General features: G+C 71.1%; 19 protein-coding genes. 11 read left to right on the forward strand and 8 right to left on the reverse strand.

The genetic code is table 11. The annotated features are described in order from the left end of the window. Positions 1–170 precede the first annotated feature (170 nt). On the forward strand, positions 171–3431 hold the full coding sequence (locus BLS95_RS47585; RefSeq protein ID WP_090946237.1) for a LamG-like jellyroll fold domain-containing protein: 3261 nt from the start codon (positions 171–173) through the stop codon (positions 3429–3431). A gap of 73 nt (positions 3432–3504) precedes the next feature. Then, on the forward strand, positions 3505–9732 hold the full coding sequence (locus BLS95_RS59405) for an RHS repeat domain-containing protein (RefSeq protein ID WP_090946238.1): 6228 nt from the start codon (positions 3505–3507) through the stop codon (positions 9730–9732). Positions 9733–9807: 75 nt separating this feature from the next. Here BLS95_RS59405 and BLS95_RS47595 read toward each other — a convergent pair whose 3' ends face one another. Then, positions 9808–10197 (reverse strand): DoxX family protein, encoded by a 390-nt coding sequence (locus BLS95_RS47595; RefSeq protein WP_245765724.1) that lies wholly within the window; start codon positions 10195–10197, stop codon positions 9808–9810. An 81-nt stretch (positions 10198–10278) separates the two neighbouring features. On the opposite strand from BLS95_RS47595, the gene BLS95_RS47600 reads away from it, so the two are divergent. Continuing rightward, entirely contained in the window at positions 10279–10905 is a 627-nt protein-coding gene (locus tag BLS95_RS47600) for a TetR/AcrR family transcriptional regulator (protein WP_090946240.1), read from the forward strand. Here BLS95_RS47600 and BLS95_RS47605 read toward each other — a convergent pair. Continuing rightward, positions 10870–11169, reverse strand: coding sequence for a hypothetical protein (locus BLS95_RS47605; RefSeq protein WP_090946241.1), 300 nt, complete (start codon positions 11167–11169; stop codon positions 10870–10872). The two genes, BLS95_RS47600 and BLS95_RS47605, sit on opposite strands and share 36 nt — an antisense overlap. A 172-nt stretch (positions 11170–11341) precedes the next feature. Between BLS95_RS47605 and BLS95_RS47610 the strand changes: the two genes are divergently transcribed. The 3 genes from BLS95_RS47610 to BLS95_RS47615 are packed head-to-tail and all read left to right on the forward strand — an operon-like array spanning position 11342 to position 12629. Next, a complete protein-coding gene (locus BLS95_RS47610; RefSeq protein ID WP_090946242.1) occupies positions 11342–12235 on the forward strand; it encodes a sigma-70 family RNA polymerase sigma factor in 894 nt (297 codons plus the stop codon). Continuing rightward, positions 12232–12384: a hypothetical protein gene (locus BLS95_RS56410; RefSeq protein ID WP_176993782.1), complete on the forward strand. Its 153-nt coding sequence runs from the start codon at positions 12232–12234 to the stop codon at positions 12382–12384. Before BLS95_RS47610 ends, BLS95_RS56410 begins: the two co-directional genes overlap by 4 nt. Then, complete coding sequence (locus tag BLS95_RS47615) at positions 12381–12629, forward strand: SET domain-containing protein (protein WP_090946243.1); 249 nt, start codon at positions 12381–12383, stop codon at positions 12627–12629. Before BLS95_RS56410 ends, BLS95_RS47615 begins: the two co-directional genes overlap by 4 nt. A gap of 53 nt (positions 12630–12682) precedes the next feature. Here the strand turns inward: BLS95_RS47615 and BLS95_RS47620 are convergent, their stop codons facing one another. Together BLS95_RS47620 and BLS95_RS47625 are read right to left on the reverse strand one after the other, a co-directional pair. Next, positions 12683–13366, reverse strand: coding sequence for a GOLPH3/VPS74 family protein (locus tag BLS95_RS47620; protein WP_090946244.1), 684 nt, complete (start codon positions 13364–13366; stop codon positions 12683–12685). 155 nt (positions 13367–13521) lie between these two features. Continuing rightward, a complete protein-coding gene (locus tag BLS95_RS47625; RefSeq protein WP_090946245.1) occupies positions 13522–14409 on the reverse strand; it encodes a diacylglycerol/lipid kinase family protein in 888 nt (295 codons plus the stop codon). Between the two features lie 226 nt (positions 14410–14635). Between BLS95_RS47625 and BLS95_RS47630 the strand changes: the two genes are divergently transcribed. Further along, positions 14636–15358: a flavodoxin family protein gene (locus tag BLS95_RS47630; protein WP_090946246.1), complete on the forward strand. Its 723-nt coding sequence runs from the start codon at positions 14636–14638 to the stop codon at positions 15356–15358. A 17-nt stretch (positions 15359–15375) separates the two neighbouring features. On the opposite strand, the gene BLS95_RS47635 is transcribed toward BLS95_RS47630, so the two are convergent. Continuing rightward, entirely contained in the window at positions 15376–15816 is a 441-nt protein-coding gene (locus BLS95_RS47635) for a hypothetical protein (RefSeq protein WP_090946247.1), read from the reverse strand. 245 nt (positions 15817–16061) lie between these two features. Here BLS95_RS47635 and BLS95_RS47640 point away from each other — a divergent pair, with 245 nt between their 5' ends. Together BLS95_RS47640 and BLS95_RS47645 are read left to right on the forward strand one after the other, a co-directional pair. Beyond that, positions 16062–16610 (forward strand): YciI family protein, encoded by a 549-nt coding sequence (locus tag BLS95_RS47640; RefSeq protein WP_090946248.1) that lies wholly within the window; start codon positions 16062–16064, stop codon positions 16608–16610. A 275-nt stretch (positions 16611–16885) separates the two neighbouring features. Then, positions 16886–17164, forward strand: coding sequence for a hypothetical protein (locus BLS95_RS47645; protein ID WP_090946249.1), 279 nt, complete (start codon positions 16886–16888; stop codon positions 17162–17164). Between the two features lie 226 nt (positions 17165–17390). Here the strand turns inward: BLS95_RS47645 and BLS95_RS47650 are convergent, their stop codons facing one another. Continuing rightward, positions 17391–18485, reverse strand: a complete 1095-nt coding sequence (locus BLS95_RS47650) for an esterase-like activity of phytase family protein (protein ID WP_176993783.1) — start codon at positions 18483–18485, stop codon at positions 17391–17393. A gap of 321 nt (positions 18486–18806) precedes the next feature. Further along, positions 18807–19463 (reverse strand): SDR family NAD(P)-dependent oxidoreductase, encoded by a 657-nt coding sequence (locus BLS95_RS47655; RefSeq protein WP_090946251.1) that lies wholly within the window; start codon positions 19461–19463, stop codon positions 18807–18809. 419 nt (positions 19464–19882) lie between these two features. Between BLS95_RS47655 and pip the strand changes: the two genes are divergently transcribed. Further along, positions 19883–20830, forward strand: a complete 948-nt coding sequence (pip, locus tag BLS95_RS47660) for a prolyl aminopeptidase (protein ID WP_090946252.1) — start codon at positions 19883–19885, stop codon at positions 20828–20830. Here pip and BLS95_RS47665 read toward each other — a convergent pair. Continuing rightward, positions 20820–21638 (reverse strand): alpha/beta fold hydrolase, encoded by an 819-nt coding sequence (locus tag BLS95_RS47665; protein WP_090946253.1) that lies wholly within the window; start codon positions 21636–21638, stop codon positions 20820–20822. The genes pip and BLS95_RS47665 overlap by 11 nt on opposite strands. 224 nt (positions 21639–21862) lie before the next feature. Between BLS95_RS47665 and BLS95_RS47670 the strand changes: the two genes are divergently transcribed. Beyond that, entirely contained in the window at positions 21863–22057 is a 195-nt protein-coding gene (locus BLS95_RS47670; protein WP_090946254.1) for a hypothetical protein, read from the forward strand. The last annotated feature ends 585 nt before the right edge of the window (positions 22058–22642 follow it).

Here is a 22642-nt window from a genome sequence, read left to right on the forward strand (position 1 = left end):
TGGCGCTCAATTCCCCCGGCTACTGGAGCGTCACCGGAGGCACGATGGCCCGGGTCAGGACCACAACTGCGGCGCGACGTCCCCGAGGCGTCCGCTTATGTCGCCGTAACTCGCCCGTCACCTATCTCACGGCAGCCGCCACGGCGGCTGCCTTTCTTCTGCCCGGCGTGATGGTTCAACCGGCGTCCGCGCGTACGCCCGTTGCCACCGCCGAGCACCGGCAGGAACCGCCGGACACCGCCACCGAGCAGGGCGCCCTGGCGGCGGCCCGGCAGAGTGGGGACCGCGTCGAGGTGGGTTCCCTGCGTACCGAGACGCGCACCGTCTACGCCGAACCCGCGGGCGGCTTCGTCATGGAGCAGCACGCCCGCCCGATCCGAGTACGCAAGGACGGCCGGTGGACCCCGGTCGACACCACCCTGCGCCGCCTGCCCGACGGTTCCGTCGCCCCCGGGGCGACCGCCGTGGACCTGCGCTTCTCCGGCGGAGGGGACGCCCCGATGGCCGAGGTCGCCAGGGGCGCCAAGTCGCTGGCGCTGACCTGGCCGGCCACGCTGCCGGAGCCCGTACTGGACGGCGCCACCGCCACCTACGCCGACGTGCTCCCCGACGTCGATCTGCAGGTGACGGCCGACGTGGACGGGTTCTCCCACGTACTGGTCGTCAAGAGCAGGCAGGTCGCGCTGAGCGGCGCCCTCGACCGGCTGCGCTTCGGGGTGAAGGCCGAGGGCCTGTCGGTACGCCAGGGCCAGGGCGGCGGCATGCGGGCCGTGGACGCCTCAGGCGCGGAGGTGTTCGCCGCGCCGACCCCGCTGATGTGGGACTCCCCGGCCGACCAGCAGGGCAGGCGGATGGCCGCGGCCAACCAGCCCGGCGAGGGGCCGAACCCCGGCTCCCGGCACGAGGCGATGGGCCTGGACCTGGCCGGCGGCACGCTGACCCTCACGCCCGACCGCGGCATGCTGGCCGACCCGGCCACCCGGTATCCGGTCTTCCTGGACCCGGCGGTCTCGGCGGCGCGTGGCGCGTGGACGTCGGTCTGGAAGAAGTACCCGACCACCAACTACCTCAACTCCAGCGACGTGGCCAGGGTCGGGCACGAGAACGAGACGGGCCAGACCAACCGGTCGTTCTTCCAGATGAACACCGGCACCGCCATCCACGGCAAGCAGATCATCAAGGCCACCTTCCGTACGTACGAGACCTGGTCCTGGTCCTGCACCAAGAGGGCGGTGGAGGTCTGGCTGACCGGCGGGATCAGCAAGTCCACGACGTGGAACAACCAGCCGTCGTGGACCACGAAGCTGAACACCCAGACGGTCGCCAAGGGCTGGAGCACCTCGTGCCCGGCGGGCGGCGTGGAGTTCGACGCGACCGCCGCGGCGGTCCAGGCCGCGTCCAAGAACTGGTCCAGCATCACGCTCGGCCTGCGCGCCACCAGCGAGACCGACACCTACGCGTGGAAGAAGTTCCGCAACAACCCCACGCTCGTCGTCGAGTACAACACCATCCCGACCGCCCCCGTGGCCGCCGACGCCTGGTCGGACCCGGGCGGCGCCTGCGTGTCCGGCACCGCCCGGCCGCTGGTCGGCACCGCCACCCCGAGGCTGTGGGCCAAGCTCAAGGACGGCGACAACTCGGTGATGGGCCGCTTCGAGTGGTACGACGCCGCCGGGACGAAGAAGGGCGAGTTCCTCACCCCGGCCGCCTCCTCGGGCAACGCCTTCAACGTCGCCGTGCCCGCCGGGGTCTACGCCGACAATTCGGTGATCCGGTGGCGGGTGCGCGGCGAGGACGGCCGGGCGACCAGTGGCTGGAGCCCCTGGTGCGAGATCGGCGTGGACACGACGGCACCGGGCCAGCCGCCCGCCGTCACCTCCGCGCAGTACCCGGAGAACGCCTGGGGCGACGGCCTCGGCCGTGCCGGAACCTTCACCTTCGGCGCGAACGGCGTGCCGGACGTGACCTCGTTCCTGTACGGGCTCAACACCAACCCCGCCACCGAGGTGCGCGCCGGCGCGGCGGGCGGCTCGGCGACGATCCGGCTCACGCCGCTGGAGGAGGGCCCGAACGTGCTGTCGGTGCGCAGCAAGGACGCCGCCGGCAAGCAGGGCCCGATCCGCAGCTACGTGTTCAACGTGCGGGCCGGCACCGGCCCGGCCGGCTACTGGCGGCTCGACGAGGGCTCCGGTGCGACGGCCGGTGACGCGGCGGGCAGCCGCCCGGCCGCGATCAGCGGGGCCGCCTGGAGCGAGGGCAGGGCGGGCAGGGCGCTGCGCTTCACCGGTGCCGGCCAGTACGCCGCGACCACCGGCGGCGTCGCGCCCACCGAGGAGAACGTCTCGGTCTCGGCCTGGGTGCGGCTGTCGTCGCTGCCCACCGGCAACGCGGCCGCCGTCAGCCAGAACGGGGAGGTCAACAGCGGCTTCTGGCTCGGGTATCGGGGCAGCGTGAAGTCGTGGGCGTTCATGATGAACCATCCGGGCGCCGCGCCGCAGACCGTCTGGGCGGAGAACGCCGCGGTCGTCCCGGTCGCGGGGCAGTGGGCCCACCTGACGGGCGTGTACGACTCCGCGACCCGCTCGATGTACCTGTACGTCAACGGACGACTCGCCGCCGGCCCCGTCGCCTACCACGGCGGGGCGGGACCGGCGACGGCCGTGCAGTTCGGGCAGGGCCGCTATCAGAGCAGGGAGGCCGACCCGTGGCCCGGCGAGGTGGACGAGGTTCGCGTCCACGACCGGGCCCTGGCCTCTGACGAGGTGGTGAAGCTGGTCAACCACGCCGCCACGCTCACCGGCCACTGGACACTGGACGAGGAGAGCGGCACGACCGCCGCCGACGCCGCCGCCCGTACCGGCCCGCTCACCCTCGGCCCCGGCACGTCGTGGACCGGCGGCTGGCTGGAGGGCGGTCTCGCGCTCGACGGCACCACCGGCCACGCCGTGGCGGCGAGACCGGCGGCACGCACCGACGACAGTTTCACCGTCACCGCGTGGGTCCAGCTCGACTCGCTGCCGGCGGCCGACGCGGCGGCGGTGTCCCAGAGTGGCACCCGGGCCAGCGGGTTCACCCTCGGCTACGCGGCGGAGGGCCCACGCTGGACCTTCGGCATGGCGAACGCCGACGCCGACGGCGCGCCGGTGACACGTACCCGCTCGGACGCGGCGCCGTTCGCCATGGAATGGACCCACGTCGCGGGCGTGTACGACGCGCTCGCCAGGAAGCTGCGCGTCTACGTGGGCGGCCAGCTGGTGTCCAGCACCGAGGTCGACCACTCGAGCGCCTGGAACTCCGCCGGGCCGCTCCAGCTCGGCCGCGCGATGACCGACGGGGTGTTCGCCGGGCACTGGCCCGGGATCGTCGACGACGTACGCACCTACCAGGGTGCGCTGAGCGACACGGACGTCGCCAGGCTCGCCGCCGAATAGCCCTTCTTCACCGGGCGGAGCCGCGACCCGGCTCCGCCCATCTCGGCCGCACTCTGCCTTCTGGACGGTGAGGATGTACGAATCCGAGGAGTTTTCGGAGCAAGAACGTTCGACATTTCTGATCTTCGACTGGTACCCACGCAAGCTTCGCTGGTTCGTCCGCAGTTGCGCCGCCATGGTCATCATGGTCCTGGTGCCGCTCGTGTACGCCATGCCGGCCGAGGCCGCGCCCCGGGAAAGACCGGAGGTGCAGCAGGAGGAGCCGGTCCCCGGCCGCCCGGTCCCGGTCCTGCCCAAGGGCAAGGACGCCGCGGCCGTGGGGGCGCTCAAGGCGGCGCCGGCGGTGTCCTGGCCGGAGCCCGGCACGGCCGAGCTGGCACCGGGCGACCAGGCCCGTACCACCGTCGGCTCCCTGCCGGTGGGGCTGGCCGCCCCGGCGAGTACGAACGCCAGAACGGCCAGGGCGGCGCCCGAGCGCGTCAAGGTCGAGGTGCTCGACCGGTCACGCACCCCGGACGTGCAGGGCGTGGCGCTGCGCCTGTCCCGGGGGCAGGGCGCGACCCGCGGCGGCCCGGCCCGGATCGAGCTGGACTATTCGGGCTTCCGGCACGCGTTCGGCGGTGACTACGCCTCCCGGCTGCGGCTCGTCAAGCTGCCGGACTGCGCGCTGACCGGCAGTGCGGCGACGACGGGCAGTGCGGCGACGACCGGCAGCGCGGCGACGACCTGTCCCGCGCCCGAGCCGGTCCCCGGCGACAACGACCACAAGGCCGGCACCCTGACGGCCGAGGTGGACGTGGCGGCGTCCGGAGCCTCGCTGTACGCGCTGACCGCCGCCGCCGCGGGCGCCTCCGGCGACTACTCGGCCACGTCCCTGTCGCCGTCGGCGACCTGGAGCGTCGGCCTCCAGTCGGGTGACTTCACCTGGAACCACCCGATGCGGGCGCCGCCGTCCATCGGCGGCGAGGAGCCGGTGCTCAGCCTGAACTACTCCGCCCAGAGCGTGGACGGGCGCACCTCGGCCACCAACAACCAGGTGTCGTGGGCGGGCGAAGGCTTCGACCTGACGCCGGGCGGATACATCGAACGCCGTTACAAGTCCTGCATGGCCGACGGGCGCAAGACCGGCGACCTGTGCTGGGACCACGACAACGCCACGCTCATGCTCAACGGCTCGGCCGTGGAGCTGGTCAAGGACGCCGCGACGAAGGCGTGGCGGCCCACCCGCGACGACGGCACCAAGATCGAGCTGCTCACCGGCGCCGCCAACGGTGACAACGACGGCGAGCACTGGCGGCTCACCACGACCGACGGCACCCAGTACCACTTCGGCCTGAACCGGCTGCCGGGCTGGACCTCGGACAAGCCCGAGACGAAGTCGGCCTGGACGGTGCCGGTGTTCGGGAACGAGTCCGGCGAACCGTGCCACAAGACCACGCCCGCCGACGCCTGGTGCCAGCAGGCGTGGCGGTGGAACCTCGACTACACCGTGGACCGGCACGGCAACGCCACCACCTACTGGTACACCACCGAGACCAACCACTACGGCCGCAACGAGAAGCCCGAGCTGGAGACCCCGTACGTCCGGGGCGGCCAGCTGAGCCGCATCGACTACGGCTACCGCTCCGGCGAGCTGTTCACCGTCGCGCCGGCCGCGCGGGTCGTCTTCACCGTGGCCGAGCGGTGCGTGCCGAGCGGCGCCGTCACCTGCGAGCCGGGCCAGCTCACCAAGGACACCGCGGGCAACTGGCCGGACGTGCCCTTCGACCGCAACTGCAACGCGGGCGAGACGTGCAAGGACCGGCTGTCGCCCACGTTCTGGACCCGCAAGCGGCTGGCGAAGGTGACCACGCAGGTCCGGTCCGGCTCGGCGTACCAGGACGTGGACTCCTGGACGCTGACCCACACCTTCCCGGCCACCGGCGACGGGCTGAGCCCGGCGCTGTGGCTGGCCTCGATCCGGCACTCCGGACATGTCGGCGGCACCGTCACGCTGCCCGAGGTGACCTTCGCCGGCGTCCAGCTGAAGAACCGGGTCGACTCCGACGAGGGACGCGCCCCGCTGTACAAGTGGCGGGTCCAGTCGGTCTACAGCGAGTCCGGCGGGGAGACCCGGGTGAACTACGCGCCCGTGGAGTGCCTGCCGGGAAGCCTGCCGGCCGCCGACCGCAACACCAAGCGCTGCTTCCCGCAGCGGTGGGCGCCGCAGGACGAGATGGAGGTCCTGGACTGGTTCCACAAGTACGTGGTCGCGCAGACCGTGGAGATCGACAGGACCGCGCGCTCCCCGTGGGTGGTCACGGACTACGAATATCTGGACGGGGGCGCCTGGCGGTACGCCGAGCACATCCTGGTCAAGCCCAAGGAGCGCACCTGGTCGGACTGGCGCGGCTACGGCCGCGTACGGGTGCGGCAGGGTGACGGCCGGGACGCGCCGCGCACGATGACCGAGCACCGGTTCTACCGGGGCATGAACGGCGACCGGCTGGCCGACGGGACCCGCAAGGCCGTCAAGGTCACCGACACCGAGGGCAACGCGCGCGACGACCTCGACCACCTGGCCGGGGCCGACCTGGAGACGGTCGTGCACGACGGGGACGGCGGCAAGATCCTGTCGGCCACCGCCGAGGAGCACTGGGCGCGCAAGACAGGCGAGTTCACCTTCGAGGGCGTGACCAAGACCGCGCACCTCGTGCAGTCGGCGAAGATGACCACCCGGGACCTGAAGGAGGACGGCACCTGGCGGCGCACCGCCGAGGAGCGGTCCTACGACCAGTACGGCTTCCTCACCCAGGTGAACGAGCTGGGCGACCTGGCCGACGCGGGTGACGACACCTGCACCCGCTACACCTACGCCCGCGACTCGGCCCTGTGGATGCTCGACTTCACCAGCCGGGTGGAGAAGGTGGGCCAGCCGTGCTCGGCCGAGCCCCGGCGGCCCGCCGACGTCCTGTCGGACGTCCGTTACCACTTCGACAACCGTACGTTCGGGCAGTCACCGGCGTACGGCGACGTGACCCGCGAGGAGCGCCTGACCTCCTACGACGGGTCCACCCCCAAGTACGGCCTCGACATCACGCGCTCCTACGACGCCTATGGTCGCGAGACGGCGGAGAGCGACGCGGGCGGCGGGTCGAACACCACCACGTACGTGCCGGCGTCCGGCGCCCAGGCCACCGAGATCCGCACCACCAACCCGCTCGGCCACGCCGACGTCACCTACGTCGAGCCCGCGTGGGGCGAGCCGGTCGCGGAGGTGGACGAGAACGGCCGCCGTACGGACCTGGAGCACGACGCGCTCGGCCGGCTGGTCAAGGTCTGGCAGAACGACCGGAGCAAGGCGGCGGGCCAGTCGCCCAGCACCGAGTACGCCTACCAGCTCCGCACCGACGGCCCGAACATCGTCACCACCAAGACGCTCGGGGACGACGGGGAGTATCTCGTCAGCCACGAGCTCTACGACGGGCTGATGCGCGAGCGGCAGACCCAGGAGCCCGCCCCCGGCGGCGGCCGGGTGCTCACCGACACCTTCTACAACTCGCTCGGCCAGGTGGCCAAGTCCAACGAGGGCTACTACGCCACCGGCGACGCCGGGACGAACCTCTTCGGCGTCACCGACGACGACGTCGCCGGCCAGGTCGTCTCCGGCTACGACGGGACCGGCGAGCTGGTCGAGCAGAGCTTCCGGGTCAAGGGCGAGGTGAAGTGGAAGACCTCCACCCGGCGCACGGCCGACCGGGCGCACGTCACCCCGCCACCCGGCGGGACCGCCACCACCGTCCTGTCGGACTCCGAGGGCCGCATCACGGAGCTGCGCCAGTACAAGGGCGCGACCCCGGCCGGCGACTACGAGGCCACCAAGTACGTCTACGACCGGGAGGGCCGCGTCACCTCGGTGACCGACTCCATGGGCAACGTCTGGCGGCACCACTACGACCTGCGGGGCCGCGAGTACAAGACCGAGGACCCGGACAAGGGCGTCACCACCCGCGTCTTCAACGAGCTCGACGAGGAGGTCTCCACGACCGACGCGCGTGGCCGTACCCTGGTGCACTCCTACGACGCGCTCGGCCGCAAGACCTCGACCCGTGAGGGCTCGGCCACCGGGACCCTGCTGGCCGAGTGGCGCCACGACGTCCTGGCCAAGGGACACTTGGCCGAGACGATCCGGTACATCGACGGCCAGGCGTACTCCGCCAAGATCGAGGCCATCGACCGGGAGTACCGCACGCTGCGGCAGAGCGTCACGATCCCCGCGCGGGAGGGCAAGCTCGCCGGGACGTACCTGTTCAACACCCGCTACACCGCCGACGACCAGGTGCAGTCCATCACGTTCCCCGCGGCGGGCGGCCTGCCCGAGGAGAGCGTGACCTACGGCTACGACGCGATGCGCCAGCCCAGCTCGGTCGAAGGTCTGTCCACGTACGTCACCGACGCCCGCTACAGCAAGCTCGGCGAGACGCTCCAGTACGAGCTCAGCACCGGCACCCGCAAGGCGTGGCTGACTTTCACCCACGAGGAGGGCACCCGCAGGCTGATCAGGTCGCAACTGGACCGGGACAACGGCACCAGGTCCGACCTGGACATGAACTACACCTACGACGCCGTCGGCAACGTCACCCGCATCGCCGACTCTCCCGGCGGCCAGGCCGTGGACACCCAGTGCTTCACCTACGACCACCTGCGCCGGCTCACCGCGGCGTGGACGGCCACCGACAACTGCGCCGCGCGCGCCCCGCGCTCGGACCTGATCGGCGGCGCCGCGCCGTACGCGACCAGCTACGCCTACGACGCCACCGGCAACCGGACGAAGGAGACCCACCACGCCTTCGGCGGCCGGGCGGAGGGCGTGCGCGCCTACGCCTACCCGAACGCGGGCGAGGCCCGGCCGCACGCGCTCACCTCGGTCACGCCCACCGGGCAGGTGTCCGAGCCGGCCTCGTCCTACGAGTACGACGCGGCGGGGAACATGACCGTGCGCCGGCTCGGCGGCTCGGAGCAGCGGCTCACCTGGGACACCGAGGGCAACCTGGAGTCGGTGACCGAGGCGGGCAAGACCACCTCGTTCGTCTACGACGCCGACGGCGACCGGCTGCTCCGCCGGACGCCGACGGAAACCACCCTGTACATCGACGACATGGAGCTGCGGCTCGACCACGCCAAGCAGGCGGTGGACGGCACCCGCTACTACACGGTCAACGGTGACGCGGTCGCGGTCCGTACCTCCGAGGGGAAGGTGTACTTCTTCGCCGCCGACCACCACGGCACGGCCAACGCCGCCGTCGACGCCCAGAGTGGCGCGGTGGCGATCCGCCGGCAGACCCCGTTCGGCACCGACCGGGGCGCTCCACCGCCCTGGTGGCCCGGCCAGCGGGGATTCGTCGGCGGGACCGTGGACCCGACCACCAAGCTCGTCCATCTGGGGGCCCGCGAGTACGACCCGTCGATCGGCCGGTTCCTGTCCGTGGACCCGGTCATCGACGACAGCGACCCGCAGCAGATGAACGGGTACGCCTACGCCAACAACAGCCCCGTCACCATGACCGACCCCGACGGGCAGCTGTTCTGGTTCGCGGCGGCCATCGCGATCCGGATCGCCCTGCAGATCGCGGCGCGGCGGGCGGCCCTCGCGGCGGCGCGCCGGGCGGCACTGGAGCTGGCGCGACGCAGGGCCCTGGAGGCGGCCAGGCGCAAGGCGGCGGAGATCGCGCGCCGCAAGGCGCTGGAGGCGGCCAAAAAGCGGGCCTTGGAGCAGGCCAAGAAGAAGGCCGCGGCGGAGGCCAAGAAGCGGGCCGCGGAGAAGGCCAGGAAGGCCGCCGAGGCCGCCGCCAGGCGCAGGGCGGCCCAAGCACGGGCCAGGGCAGCGGCGGCGGCACGGGCACGGGCGGCCGCGGCACGGGCCAGGGCGGCGGCCAGGCGCGTTGCCGCCAGGCGCGAGAAGCCCGCCAGGGCCAGGCCGAACCACCGTCCCACCACCCGCCGGGCGCAGCAGCGGATCAACCCGCCCAAGACGCAGCGGAACCCGGCGAACAACAACAACCAGGTCGCGCGCAGGGGACTGTCCGATGCGCAAAAACGCTCGATCGACGATCAGTTGGGAGTGCGCCGTTACGATCCCAGTGAGCTGACGTCCCACACCAGGGTCGCCCGCAGCGAGACGGAGTACATGCCTCACCAGGGCACCGGATGGGGCCCCGCCGGCAAGAAGTACTCCTCGGACACTCCACGGGGCGGCAAGGGAAGAACCGTCCTCTGGTATCTCTGGCAGATCTTCCGCCCACGCGGCGGCGGTGACGACTGATCCGCCACTGATCGGCGAAGCCTTGGCGACCCGTTCCGGGCGGCTCACCACCGCCCGGGACGGGTCGCCGGCATCTCAGGGGGCCAGCCGGCGGGTGGGCGGGCGCAGCGCCCAGGAGGCGACGGCCAGTGCCGCGAACGCGCCGGGGGCGATGAGGTTGGAGAGCGAATTGTGCATGGCGACATGGGACGCGGCGGCGGCGATCATGTTGATCACGACGCCGGCGTAGGCCCATTCCTTCAGCCGTGGCAGCCCGGGGGCCAGCAGCACCACCGCCGCGATGATCTTCGCGATGCCCAGGATCGGCGACAGGTAGCCGGGATATCCCAGTTGGAGCAGCATCGGATAGAAGGGGGCCATGCGGAACACGTCCATCGCTCCGCCGACCAGGCACTCGCCGACGACGATCGCGGTGACGGCCCAGTAGGCGCCGGCGCGGTGGCGGCGCACCGGCACGGCGATCATCCGTTCCACTGCACACCTCACATCGATACGGAAGCGTACTCTTATGTAAAGGTACGATAGCGTTTCGATGGAGGTGGGGCAATGCCCGAGGTCCGGGAACCGATCTCGCGCGGCGACGGAGCACGCCGGCGGGTGTTGCAGGCCGCGCTCCAGGTGCTCGACGACGACGGCCTGGCCGGTTTCACCATGGAGGCCGTCGCCCGGCGCGCCGGGGCCAGCAAGGCGACCCTCTACCGGCGCTGGCCCACCACCGGCGCGCTCATGATCGACGCCATGGACGCCACGTTCCAGCCGTTCCCGGCGCCCGACACCGGCCGGGTGGAGGACGACGTCGCCCAGCTCCTGACCGCCTTCGTCGCGCTGCTGCGGGACACGCCGTTCCCGCGCCTGCTCGCCGCCTTCATCGACGCCGCCGAACGCGACCCCGAGCTCGCCGTCCTGCACGCCGACCTGACCAGGCGCCGCCGCGAACCACTGCTCGTCGTGCTGACCCGCGCCGTCGAGCGCGGCCAACTGCCCGCCGGCCTCGACCTGGAGATGGTCATCGACCTGCTCAGCGGCCCGTTCTTCTACCGCCGCCTCATCGCGCACCAGCCCATCCCGCCGGACCTGGTGCACGATGTCGTCAGCCGCGTGCTGCCCGTCGTGGACTCTGCTGGTTCGCGGGCCGGCTCAGAAGAGCCGGTACGAGCCGATGATCGTCAGTGACCGCGACGTGGCCGGCTCGGCGAGCCAGCCCTTCAGGCCCGCCTGGAACTCTCCGGCCTCGGGAAGCGCGGGGAGGGGATTCTCGACCCCGTCGTCGAGTGCCAGGAGGTTCAGGTAGGTCACGCCGTCAGGGAGCCGGCACGAGGCGTAACGGAGGCCTTGCGGCCGCTCCCGTTCGATCGCCGAGAACAGCTTCCTTCCCGCCGCCTCGATCTCGTCGACGCATTCCGGCTTGATCTCGGCTTGAACCATCATCAGCTTCATCAGGCATGCACCTCTCTGCTTACGAGCTCTGTCACCTCGTATGAGCCGCGGGCACGGCGAGATGTGACCACCCGCCGCCCACGACGCGCCAGGGGGTGAGTACGCCGATGTCACACTCGCCGCGTCGAAAGGCTCTTCTTCAGTGAGGCCCGGTGAGGAGAAGGTGTGATGGATGGATGAGACCACGGGGTTGGCGGAACGCTTCGAGCAGCATCGTCCTCGGCTGCGGGCCGTGGCCTGGCGGATGCTCGGCTCGGCCGAGGCCGACGACGCCGTCCAGGACGCCTGGGTACGGCTGTCCGCCTCCGATGCCGGACAGATCCATCACCTCGGCAGGTGGCTGACCACCGTCGTCGCCCGAGAGTGCCTGCACGTGCTGCGTACCCGCCGGTATCGCCGGGAGGAGCCCTTCGGCGAGCAGCCGCCCGATCCGGTCGTCGTCCCGTACAGGGATCTCGACCCGGAGCAGCAGGCAATGCTCTCGGATTCGGTGGGGCTGGCTCTGCTGGTGGTGCTCGACCGCCTCACTCCGGCCGAGCGGCTGGCGTTCGTGCTGCATGACATGTTCGAGGTGCCCTTCGAGGAGATCGCCGACCTGGTGGGGCGTACCCCGGCCGCGGCGCGACAGCTCGCGAGCCGGGCGCGGCGCCGCGTGAGAGGCGCCGGGCCCGCGGCGCCCGACGCGGATCTGGTGCGCCGGCGGCAGGTGGTGGACGCCTTCTTCGCGGCGGCGCGGGCCGGCGACTTCGACGCCCTCGTCCAAGTGCTCGATCCCGACGTCGTGCTCCGTACCGATTTCGGCTCAGGTCGGCCCCCGGCCGTCATCCGGGGCGTGGCGGCGGTGGCCAAGCTGGCCCGCCAACCACGCGGTGCGCGACTGCATCCCGCGCTGGTCGACGGTACGGTCGGCGCGGTGATCACCCGCGACGGCCGGCCGTTCTCCATCCTGGCCTTCACCGTGGTGGGCGACAGGATCGTCGAGATCAACGGCATCCGCGATCCCGCCCGCGTCAGCCGCCTCGCCTCCGCCGTCCTCCGGCTCGAGACAGGGGACCACGCCCCATGACGAGCCGGACGTACGAGGCTGAGTGTCGGCTCACCCCGAGCGCCCGGCCTCAGCTCTCCCCGATCCACGGCACCGGCCTGTTCGCCGTCGAGCCGATCCACCCGGGCGAGGTCGTGATGCGGCTCGGCACCGCGACGCGACAACGGTGATCGCACGATGCGACATCAGCCCCGACCAGGAGCTCACCATCGACTACGCCACGCACACCGGCGTCGAATCCTGGTCGATGGTCTGCCATTGCGACACGCTGCTCTGCCGTCGCGTCGTCACCGGGCACGACTGGCGGCTTTCACGACTGCAGGCCGCCTACGGCACCCACTGGACTCCGCCCCTGCTCGAACGCATCACCGGTGGCCCTCCGCACCAGCCGCCGGCGCCTCCACGAGCCGGCTGATCGCCCGGCGGAAGGGATCAGTCGTCGGAGTGGATGACCCTGCCGCGTGCTTCTCAGGTGATCGCCGTGAACACTGCCACGCTGACGGCGGCGCTCGTCGCGGCGGTCGCGGCGATCCTGGCGGCGTTCCGGGCCATCGCGGTGGTCACGGCCGTGGCTCCCCAGTTGCCGTCCTCCAGCTCCTTCGCCCGCCGGCGGACCTCGTCCGACCAAGGGAAGGCGGGCCGGAGGGCCGGCAGGGTGCCGCTCGACGAGAGCAGCGCGATCATCGCCGCAGTACGGGCGTCGGGACTCTCGCCGTCCACCAGCACGGCGCCAATGACCCGCCGGAGTTCGGCCTCGTGCCTGGTGTCCTCGGCAGGCCAGGTGGTCGTGCGGAACACGCCCAGCACCCGCTTGCTCTCACGGCGGATGAGGCCGCGCTCGACGAGCCGGTCGAGCACGGGCTCCTGGAGGCCGGCGCCGATACTGAGAATGAGCGCCTGGATGCCCTGCGGCTTCTGGGCGATCTCGTCGTAGGCGGACTGGAGCAGGGGGTCCGGGAGCGGGCCGTCGCCCACCGCGAGAACCTCGGGGCCGTTGAGTCCCGCGCGGTCCTCGTCGGCCTCGATCCTGCCGAGTAGTGCCAGTTCGACGAGTACGGCACCGCCGAGGGAGTAGTTGAGGGCGCCGGCTCTGGCTACCGTCCCCTTCTCGTCGTCGAGCATCAGCAGCATCAGGTCCTCGACGATCAGCATGTTCCTCCCTTTCTTGGTCCGAGCATCGGCAGGGCCAGGTTGTTCATGGCGTGCGCGGACACCGCGGTCCGGGCGAGGCCCACCGGGCCGCCGGGCCCGTGGCGCGGCAGGGGGGTCGGCGAGGGCGCCTCGCAAGAGTAACTCTTCGGTGGTCGTCACGTTTCGGCGAGGGTCAGCCGCCAGGCGCCGGGTACGACGGTCCAGGTGCGGCCGGTGACGGGGCCGATGAGCTCGCCGTCGGCGTTCACGTGCATCGCCGGGCCGGAGATCCGGATGCGCGTACCGCGCACGGTGACCACCTCGGGCCTGCCGGTGTGCCGTCCGAACCGCAGCAGCACCCCGTACAGCAGCCGCTGGAGCGGGCCGGTGGCGAACGAGACGACCACGTCGGCGAGCCCGTCGGCGAGCCGGGCGTCGGGGGCGAGGGGCGTGCCGCCACCGATGGACCGGCCGTTGCCGATCCCGGCCATCAGCACCCTGTGCCGCCCGTCCGCGACGATCCGGTCGTCCACCTCCACCCTGACCAGCAGCCCTCGCGTACGTACCCCGGCGATCACGCTGCCCACCGCGTAGGCGAACCTGCGCAGCACCGGCTTGAGCGGCTTGGCCGTTCGCGCCGCCTCGGCGCCCACCCCGAGGTGTACGGCGTTGACCACGACGCGGCCGTCATCGTCACGGAGCAGGTCCAGCCGCCGGGGCTCGCCCAGCGCCGCCGCCCGGGCCGCCTCGACCGGGTCCAGCGGCACGCCCAGCCCGCGCGCCAGGTCGTTGCCGGTCCCCAGCGGGACCAGCCCGACGGTACGGGTTTCCAGCTCACCCCGCTCGGCGAGGGCCGTGACCAGGCGGTGCAGCGTACCGTCCCCGCCCAGGACCACCGGGTCCCGCTCCGGGTGCTCGGCCAGCACCCCGGACAACGCGGCCGGATCGTCGATGCGGGCCTCCACGGTGTCGGCGTGCTCGGCCAGTACGGCCAGGACCTCGGACACGACCTCGTCGCCGGCGCTTCCGGCCGATGAGTTGACGATCGCCAGCAACCGGCGCATCCTGCCCCTTCCTTCGCCTGCTCCCGTGCAGGCGCCTACCCAGCCGCGCGCCGGCAAGTCGTCCGCTTCACACCGCCCGGCCTCGGGTCCGCCGGCGGCTCGGCTACTGCGAGCCGGAGAACCGCGCTGACCTGGGAAGACGTGTGCCAGACTGGCGCGGTGGGTTCTTCCGGCGAGCACCGGCACGGACGGGGACGCCTGGACCGCATCGAAAGGAGCCGGCACGATGACGGTCGACGGAGCCGCTGCCCGATATGACGACCTGCGGGCGCTGTTCATCAACTGCACGCTCAAGAGGAGTCCCGAGCGCAGCAACACCCAGGGCCTGATCGACCTCAGCGCGCACATCATGCGCGAGCAGGGGGTACGGGTCGAGCAGTTGCGGGCGATCGACCACGACATCGCCACCGGCGTGTGGCCGGACATGACCGAGCACGGCTGGGAGAGCGACGAGTGGCCCGCGATCTACCAGCGGGTGCTGGCCGCCGACATCCTGGTCATCGCCGGGCCGATCTGGCTCGGCGACAACGGCTCGGTGACGAAGAAGGTGATCGAGCGGCTGTACGCCTGCTCCAGCCTGCTCAACGAAGCCGGTCAGTACGCCTACTACGGCCGGGTGGGCGGCTGCCTGATCACCGGCAACGAGGACGGTGTCAAGCACTGCGCCATGAACGTGCTCTACAGCCTGCAACATCTGGGCTACACGATCCCGCCGCAGGCGGACGCCGGCTGGATCGGCGAGGCCGGCCCCGGCCCCTCCTACCTCGATCCCGGCTCCGGCGGGCCGGAGAACGACTTCACCAACCGCAACACCACGTTCATGACCTGGAATTTGCTGCACCTGGCACGGATGCTCAAGAACGCCGGCGGCATCCCGGCACACGGCAACCAGCGCTCGGAGTGGGACGCGGGCTGCCGCTTCGACTTCGAGAACCCCGAGCACAGATAGCGAGGGCGCGACCGGGCCTAACTCCCGGGCAGCGCCGGGCCCGCCGCACTGCCGTTCGGCATGGGTGGCCGGGCGGCCTCGCGGGGGCGGCGCCGTAGCAGCGGCCGGGCCAGCAGTCCCACGCCCAGCACGAGGAGCAGGACGACGGTGACCCACTCCCTGGAGCCGCCCTCGCCGTAGACGTGATCGGGCCGGCCGGTGTCGAAGGCGCGCACCGTGCGCCCGGCCGTGAACGTGTCCTGCTGGGGGTCGTAGAGGGTGATCTCCCTGCGGAGCACCCTGCCGTCGTAGGACCGGAAGTTGCCCAGCCAGGTGCATATTTGCTTGCCGGGGTGGTGCTCGAAGCAGTCCGCGTGTACGGCGGTGAACGTGCCATGCGGGCCGTCACCGCGTACCGCCGCCAGCGCCGGGCCCGCCTGGTGGGCCCCCAGCACCAGGAGCAGCAGTCCCCCGGTCATGATTACCGCGTCGAAGAGCGTTATCCGGCGCACCTTCGTATCGCCTCCCGTTGCCGTGAGAACCCGTCGGAACGCAGCAACTTCCCCCCGCTGCACCCTTTCGCATCTTTTGATGCGGATTCTCCGGATATCCCCACCGTGGAGCGTACCGCCCACCACCCCACAAGCTCCCGGCGAGGTTCCCCATTCCGTCGGGTCGAGGGGTTGGTCGTCGCCGGCCGCGGTTCGTGGTAGGTAGTCACGCCATGGAGTTCTTCTGTTATCACCGTGATCGGCCTGATTCCGGGGCACTGCGCGACGAACTGCTGGAGGAGCACTGGTCCTACATGGATCGGTACGCGGCGGAGCTGATCGCCCGCGGCCCGACCTTCGACCGCGACAGCGACGTGGCCACCGGCAGCGTGCACATCGTCGACCTGCCGGATCTCGCCACCGCGCGTGCGTTCGTCTTCGACGAGCCCAACTACCAGGTCGGGGTCTACCGGGACGTGATGTTGCGCCGATGGCGCAACGTGCTGGGGCGTACCATGTGGGACTTTCCCGGCGGCCGGGAGGGCGGCAACCGGTATCTGGTGGTGGGCCTCGGCTCCGGACCGGCCGCTGACCTGGTCCCGCCGCCCGACAGTGATGAGCTGATCGCATGGGGGCCACTGCTGTCCGACGACGGCGCCACCTGGCTGGGCACGGCGCTGCTGATCCGGGCGCCGGACCCGGACGCGGCCCGCGCCGTCCTGACCCCGGACCGGTACGCCGCCATCGAGGTCCACGACTGGGAGTTCGGCGGACGGAGGTAGCACGCGGATTGCACCGCTTGGGTTCACGGCGGACGAACAGCCCGCGCCCTGGCATGAGATGTTCGCATGCGCGTCTCCGTGGCGTTCCCCGGCCGGAGTCAGCCTCGCGGCGTACCCGTCGAGGAGGCACACCATTCGCAAGTGGAAAGGGCTGGTCGCCGCGCTCGCGGTGGCCGGCGGTTCGCTCTCACGCTGTACGAGCCGCCCGGCGGGTCGAGCTGCTACAACTGCCCGGAGATCAGCGGCGACGGAAAGGATGCGGTCCTGGCTTCCGGATGACCTATCGCATGTCCGGCAACCCGCAGGACTATCGCGGCACTCGGTTCACGCTGACCAGCACGGCCGAGACCCGCATCCCGGGTACGCACCTCGGCGACATGGACGGCACCTGGGACGGCGACCGCTTGGAGCTCCGCATGACCCCGCTGGTCGTGGACGAGGACAACTCCGTCCGCTCGGACCACCAGCCCACCGGGCCGGTCACCTTCGAGATGCGCCGCAGCAGCGCGGCCGAGTTCGAGGACACCTGCCGACAGGCCGACGCCCCACGTTGACGGTCTGCCGACAGGCCGACGCCCCAGCCTGACGGTCTGCCGGTAGGCCGATGCCCCGGTCTGACGGTCTGCCGACCTGTCGGCCGGTCGGTGTCCCAGCCTGGGCGGTCGGCGGGTTTCGCCACCTGCCCCGGAAACACGTCAGGCCCGGACCGGGTGGTCCGGGCCTGACGGCGGTGATGCTCAGCGGATGGGCAGGATCCAACCGCTCAGCGGGTCAGCGCGGTCAGCCGAGCGGGCGGGCCAGCGAGATGACCAGGAGCCGGCTCGGTACGCCGTTGCTCTTCAGACGGCCGTTCTCGTCGATCTCGCCCATCCCGAAGTCGTTGTCGTTGGCGACGGCGATGGTGTTGCGGTTGAGCAGGGCCACGCCCTCCAGCTTGCCGGGCACGCCGGGGATCTTGGCCAGGTCCACGGCGAGCTTCTTGGACAGCGGGCGTACGTTGCGCGGCAGCCTGGCCTCAAGGCTCGGCTTGGTGGTCGACAGGTCGTACCGGCCGCCCAGCAGGTTGGTGGCGTGCCGCAGGTCGGCGGTGTAGAGGCGGGCGACGTTGTCGGTCCGCTCCTCGACCAGCAGCCTGCCGTTGCCCAGGCCGACCACCGAGGAGATCTTCATCTGGTTCTGGTCGCCCCCGGCCTTGGGGTCGAACCGGGCGACGCTCTCGAACTCGTAGGCGTACTCGGCGACCGGGCGGCCGGTCCGGACGTTCACCGCGAGGATCCGGGTGATCCTGGACTTCTTGGCGGTGTCCATGTCGGGGTTGGCCATCGGGCTCTGCAGCGCGATGTAGAGCCGGTCGCCGGAGATGCCGAGGCCCTCGAAGCCGCGGTTCTGCTGGCGGCGGCGGAAGATGCTCGGCAGGGTCTCGTAGACGGGGTAGCCGGCGCCGCGCAGTTTCAGCCCGCGGGGCACGTACCGGGCCAGGATGCGGCCGTTGGCGGCCACCCGTACCAGGGACGGGCTGTACTCGTCGACCAGCCAGAACTCGCCGCGGGAGGTGCGGACGATGTCCTCGGTGTCCAGGCCGTTCGGGTTGTAGCGCAGTTCGGTGGTGCCGTCCCAGCCGTAGGGCTTCTCGTCGTGGCCCTGCTGGTTGGACAGGCCGGTGATGGGCCGGCCGGCCGAGTTCTTCAGCGTGATGGTCTGCAGGATGCGGGCCTTGCCGCCGCGGGTGGAGACGCGGACGATGGCGGGCGCGAAGCCGGGCGTGGGGAAGGTGCGGCGAGCCTCGCCGTCGACCTCCGGCAGGCCGTTCGGGCCGCGGTCGGTGACCATCCAGTACTCGCCGGACCGGCCGGCGGGCCACAGGCCGCTGCCCACGCCGCCGAGCTTGATGCCGTGGTCGTCCTGACCAGGTGGCGCTCGAAGTCCTCCAGAGCCGGCGCGGGGAGCGTGACGTTGCTGATCACGCGGTCCCTGCCGTACGTGGCATCGGCGCCCTGGGTCGAGGTGGCCGAGGCGGTCCCCGCCCCGGCGAAGGCACATGCCGCTGCCATCATGGTGGTCAGGCCAGCGGTTACAACTCGCATCAAAGATGCCTTTCAGGCGCGTTTGTGTAGCAACGCGCAAAGCTAGCCATATCGCCTAGACACTCGATGAACCGGGGATGAACCGGGCCGTACGATTTCCTCGTACGGGTCCTCACGAGGTCCCGGCGTGCAGGATCTCCTGCTCCCACCGGTCTCGGGGCTGCGTGTGCAGGTGCCAGTAGTGCTCGGCGATGTCGTCCGGGTCGAACGCGGTGCCGGGGGCGACCGGGCCCGCGACGGTGACGCTCGCCACATGTACGCCGGAGGCCCCGTACGCCTGATCGAGCAGCGTGACCAGGGTCCGGACGCCCGCCTTGCCCAGGGAGAGGCTCGTGTACTGCGGTTTCGGCTCGGGCATGCCGCCCGTGATGAGGAACGTGCCACCGCCGTGGGCCGCCATGGCGGGCGCGACGTGGGCCGCGGCGTTGAGGGCGCCGACGACGTTCACCGCCCAGGCCTCCATGTGGCCGCGTACCGACAACTCGCCCGGCGCGTCCGCCTGGATGATCGCGGCGTTGTACACGACGATGTCCGGCACCCCGTGCGCGGCGGCGGCCTCGTCAAGGGCGGCGTTCAACCCGTCTTGGTCGGTGCTGTCGGCCTCCAGCGTGACGACCGGGACACCGCTGGGCGCGACCGCCTCGGCCGCGGTGAGCAGCGTCCGCCCGCTGCGGGCGATCAGCGCGATCGCCAGCCCCTCCCTGGCGAACCGGCGGGCCACCGCCTGCCCGATCCCGGGGCCCGCACCAATGATCACTGCGCCGGACATCGGCACTCTCCTCACTTCTGCTCGGTCAGCAACAGTCAGGACGCTAAAGCGTCACATCGTGTGAAGGTCAACGGCAGAATTCGGATGACGATCGGCGAGTTCGTTCACGCGAATGCCAGGCGCCGCCCCTGCTCAGGCTCCTGAGGCCGGATCGGACCTCACCCACACGCAGGAGCGGCGAGCCCCGATCAAGGACGACCACGCCGGTCATCCGCTTGCTCTGGTCGCGGGACGTGCCCGGCCGCCGGCCTCAGAACGTGCGGACGACCAGGGCCCGCAGCGCGGTGAAGTGCCGCTCGGCCAGGGCGTGAACCTCATCGACGATCTGCCATCCGCCGTCCACCCGCTCGGCGCCCTGGCCGCGCAGGCCGAGGACGCCCTTGCCTGGGCGGGCCGTGCCGGAGACTACCTTTACGCCTATGTACTCCCCGATTGAGGCCCACGACCAGGGCATGCTCGACGTAGGTGACGGCAACCACCTCTACTGGGAGGTCAGCGGCAACCCGGGCGGCAAGCCGGCGGTGATCGTGCATGGCGGTCCCGGGGGCGCGAGCTCCGCGAACTGGCGGCGTTACCACGACCCCGAGGCGTACCGGATCGTCCTGTTCCACCAGCGGGGATGCGGTCGCAGCACGCCGGACGCCGGGCTGCTGGAGACCGACCTGTCGGTGAACACGACCCAGCACCTCATCGCCGACATGGAGCTCCTGCGCGAGCACCTGGGCATCGACAGGTGGCAGCTGCTCGGGGTCTCGTGGGGTTCGACCCTGAGCCTGGCCTACGCGCAACAGCACCGGGAACGGGTGAGCGAGGTGATCCTTTTCGCGGTCACGGCGGGGCGCCGCGAGGAGATCGAGTGGATCACCCGTGACGTCGGGCGGATCTTCCCGCGGGAATGGGAACGTTTCCGCGACGCCGTACCCGTTCACGACCGGGAGGGGAATCTGGCGGCGGCGTACGCCAGGCTTCTGGCCGATCCGCTGACCTGCGAGCAGGCCGCCCGGGACTGGTGCGACTGGGAGGACACGCACGTGAGCCTCGACCCCCACTATCAGCCGAGTCCGCTGTTCAGGGATCCCGCCTTCCGGATGACGTTCGCGCGGCTGGTCACCCACTACTGGGGGAACGGTTGCTTCCTGCCGGACGAAGGCGACCTGGTGGAGCGGGTTCACCTTCTGGCGGGGGTTCCCGGGGTGCTGGTCCACGGCAAGCTCGACGTGAGCGGGCCCCTCGCGACCGCCTGGGAGCTGCACAAGAACTGGCCCGGCAGCGAGCTGGTCGTCGTCGACGAGGGGCATGGCGGGGCCACCATGGTGGCGGAGGTGATCGCCGCGACCGATCGGTTCCGCGCGGCGGTCAGCCTTTGATGAACTCCAGCAGGTCCGAGTTGAGCTGGTCGATGTGCGTGGCGAACAGGCCGTGCCCGGCGGTGGGGTACTCCTTGTAGACGCAGCCGGGGATCAGCTTGGCGGTGCGCCGCCCGGTCAGGTCGATGAGGGCCGACTGGTCGGCGGCGCCGTGCACGACCAGCGCCGGCACGGTGATCTGCCGCAGTCCCTCGCGGTGGTCGGTACGCGCGTTCGCCCGCCACAGTTCGAGGGCGGCCATCGGGGCGGTCTCCAGGCAACGGCGTACGCCCTGCTCGACCAGCGCGGGTGAGACGTCGTTGCCCAGGTGGGTGGCGTAGAAGCCCTGGGCCCGATCGGCGAACCACTTGGGCCGGTCGGTCTGGAACTGGCGGGCCGCCGCCTCGTACAGCTCCATGGGCTTGCCCTCGGGGTTGTCGTCGGTGAGCAGCAGGTACGGCAGGATCGCGGAGACGAAGGCGACCCGGGCGATGCGGTCCTCGCCGTGCCGGGCCAGGTAGCGGGCGACCTCGGCGCCCCCCGTGGAGTGCCCGACGAGGGTGAGGTCGCGCAGGTCCAGATGTTCGATCAGCCCGGCGATGTCGTCGGCGAGGGTGTCGAGGTCGTAGCCGGTGCCGGGCCGGTCGGAGCGGCCGTGGCCGCGCCGGTCGAGCAGCACGCACCGGTATCCATGCTCGACGAAGTACGGAACCTGGTATTCCCACATGTCGGCGGCCAGTGACCAGCTGGCCGCGAAGAAAACGGGCTTGCCGGTGCCGTAGTCCTCGTAGGCCAGGCGGGTGCCGTCGGCGGTCGTAAAGTAAGGCATTTGTACTCCTCAGTGGTGGCTTGAGGAGATTCCATCAGGGGCGAGGTAAGACCGTCGATTACGTCATGGGTAATGCGGGTCCGGGCCGGCAGCGTTGGAAGGGTCATCTCCGTCAAGAGCCTTCGACGCGGTCGCAGTGTCTGCGGGGCTTGCCCCGGAGACCGTGATAGGACGTCAAGCAGGGCTTCTACCTGCGTCTTCGCCGTCCGAAGGATGCCATCACCATGACCATGCGCCGCATCACCGTACTGGCCGCCGCCATGACCGGAAGCCTGCTCCTGCTGGCTGCTCCCTCACGAGCCGACCTCGGCCTCGACGACATAATCGGCCCAGTGAGCAACCTCGCCGACCCCGTCCCCCTGGACGCAGTCGTAGACCCGGCAGTCGACCTCGGCCTAACCCTGGCCTCCCTCTTCTAAGGGCTCGGCCCGCCACTGGCCTCCCTCCCATACGGACTCGACCTGCCGCTAGCTCCCGTTTCTGAGGACTGGACCTGCCGCTGGCCTCCCGCTTCTGAGGACGCGGCCCGCCACTGGCCTCCCTCCCATACGGACTCGACCTGGTACTAGCCTCCCGTTTCTGAGGGCTCGGCCTGGCGCTGGCCTCGCGTTTCTGAGGGCTCGGCCCGCCACTGGCCTCCCTCTTCCGCAGACTCGGCCTGCCGCGTCTCATCCCGGCCCCGACAACACCGGCGATCAGGAAGAGCGCCATGGCCCGTCCTCTCGGAGGTCATGCCGACCGGCTCCCGGAGCGCCCCGTCCAGCACACGGCCTCCTTTGGTGCCCGGGTCCAGGAGCGCCTCGTCTGGCGTGGGGCCTTCTCGGCGTGCGGGTGCTGGAGGCCCTCGTCTGGTGTGGGTCCTCGGTGTCCGGGTCGCGGAGCGGCTCCTCTGGCGCGCGGCCTTCTCGTTGCCCGGCTCCCTGGAGAGTGCCCTGTCCGTTTGGCGGTCGCTTCGCTACCTGGCTCCCCAGAGCATCCCGTCGTGCGGGCGGCCTTCTCGTTGC

The organism is Nonomuraea jiangxiensis, from assembly GCF_900099965.1.
GTDB classification, from domain to species: domain Bacteria; phylum Actinomycetota; class Actinomycetes; order Streptosporangiales; family Streptosporangiaceae; genus Nonomuraea; species Nonomuraea jiangxiensis.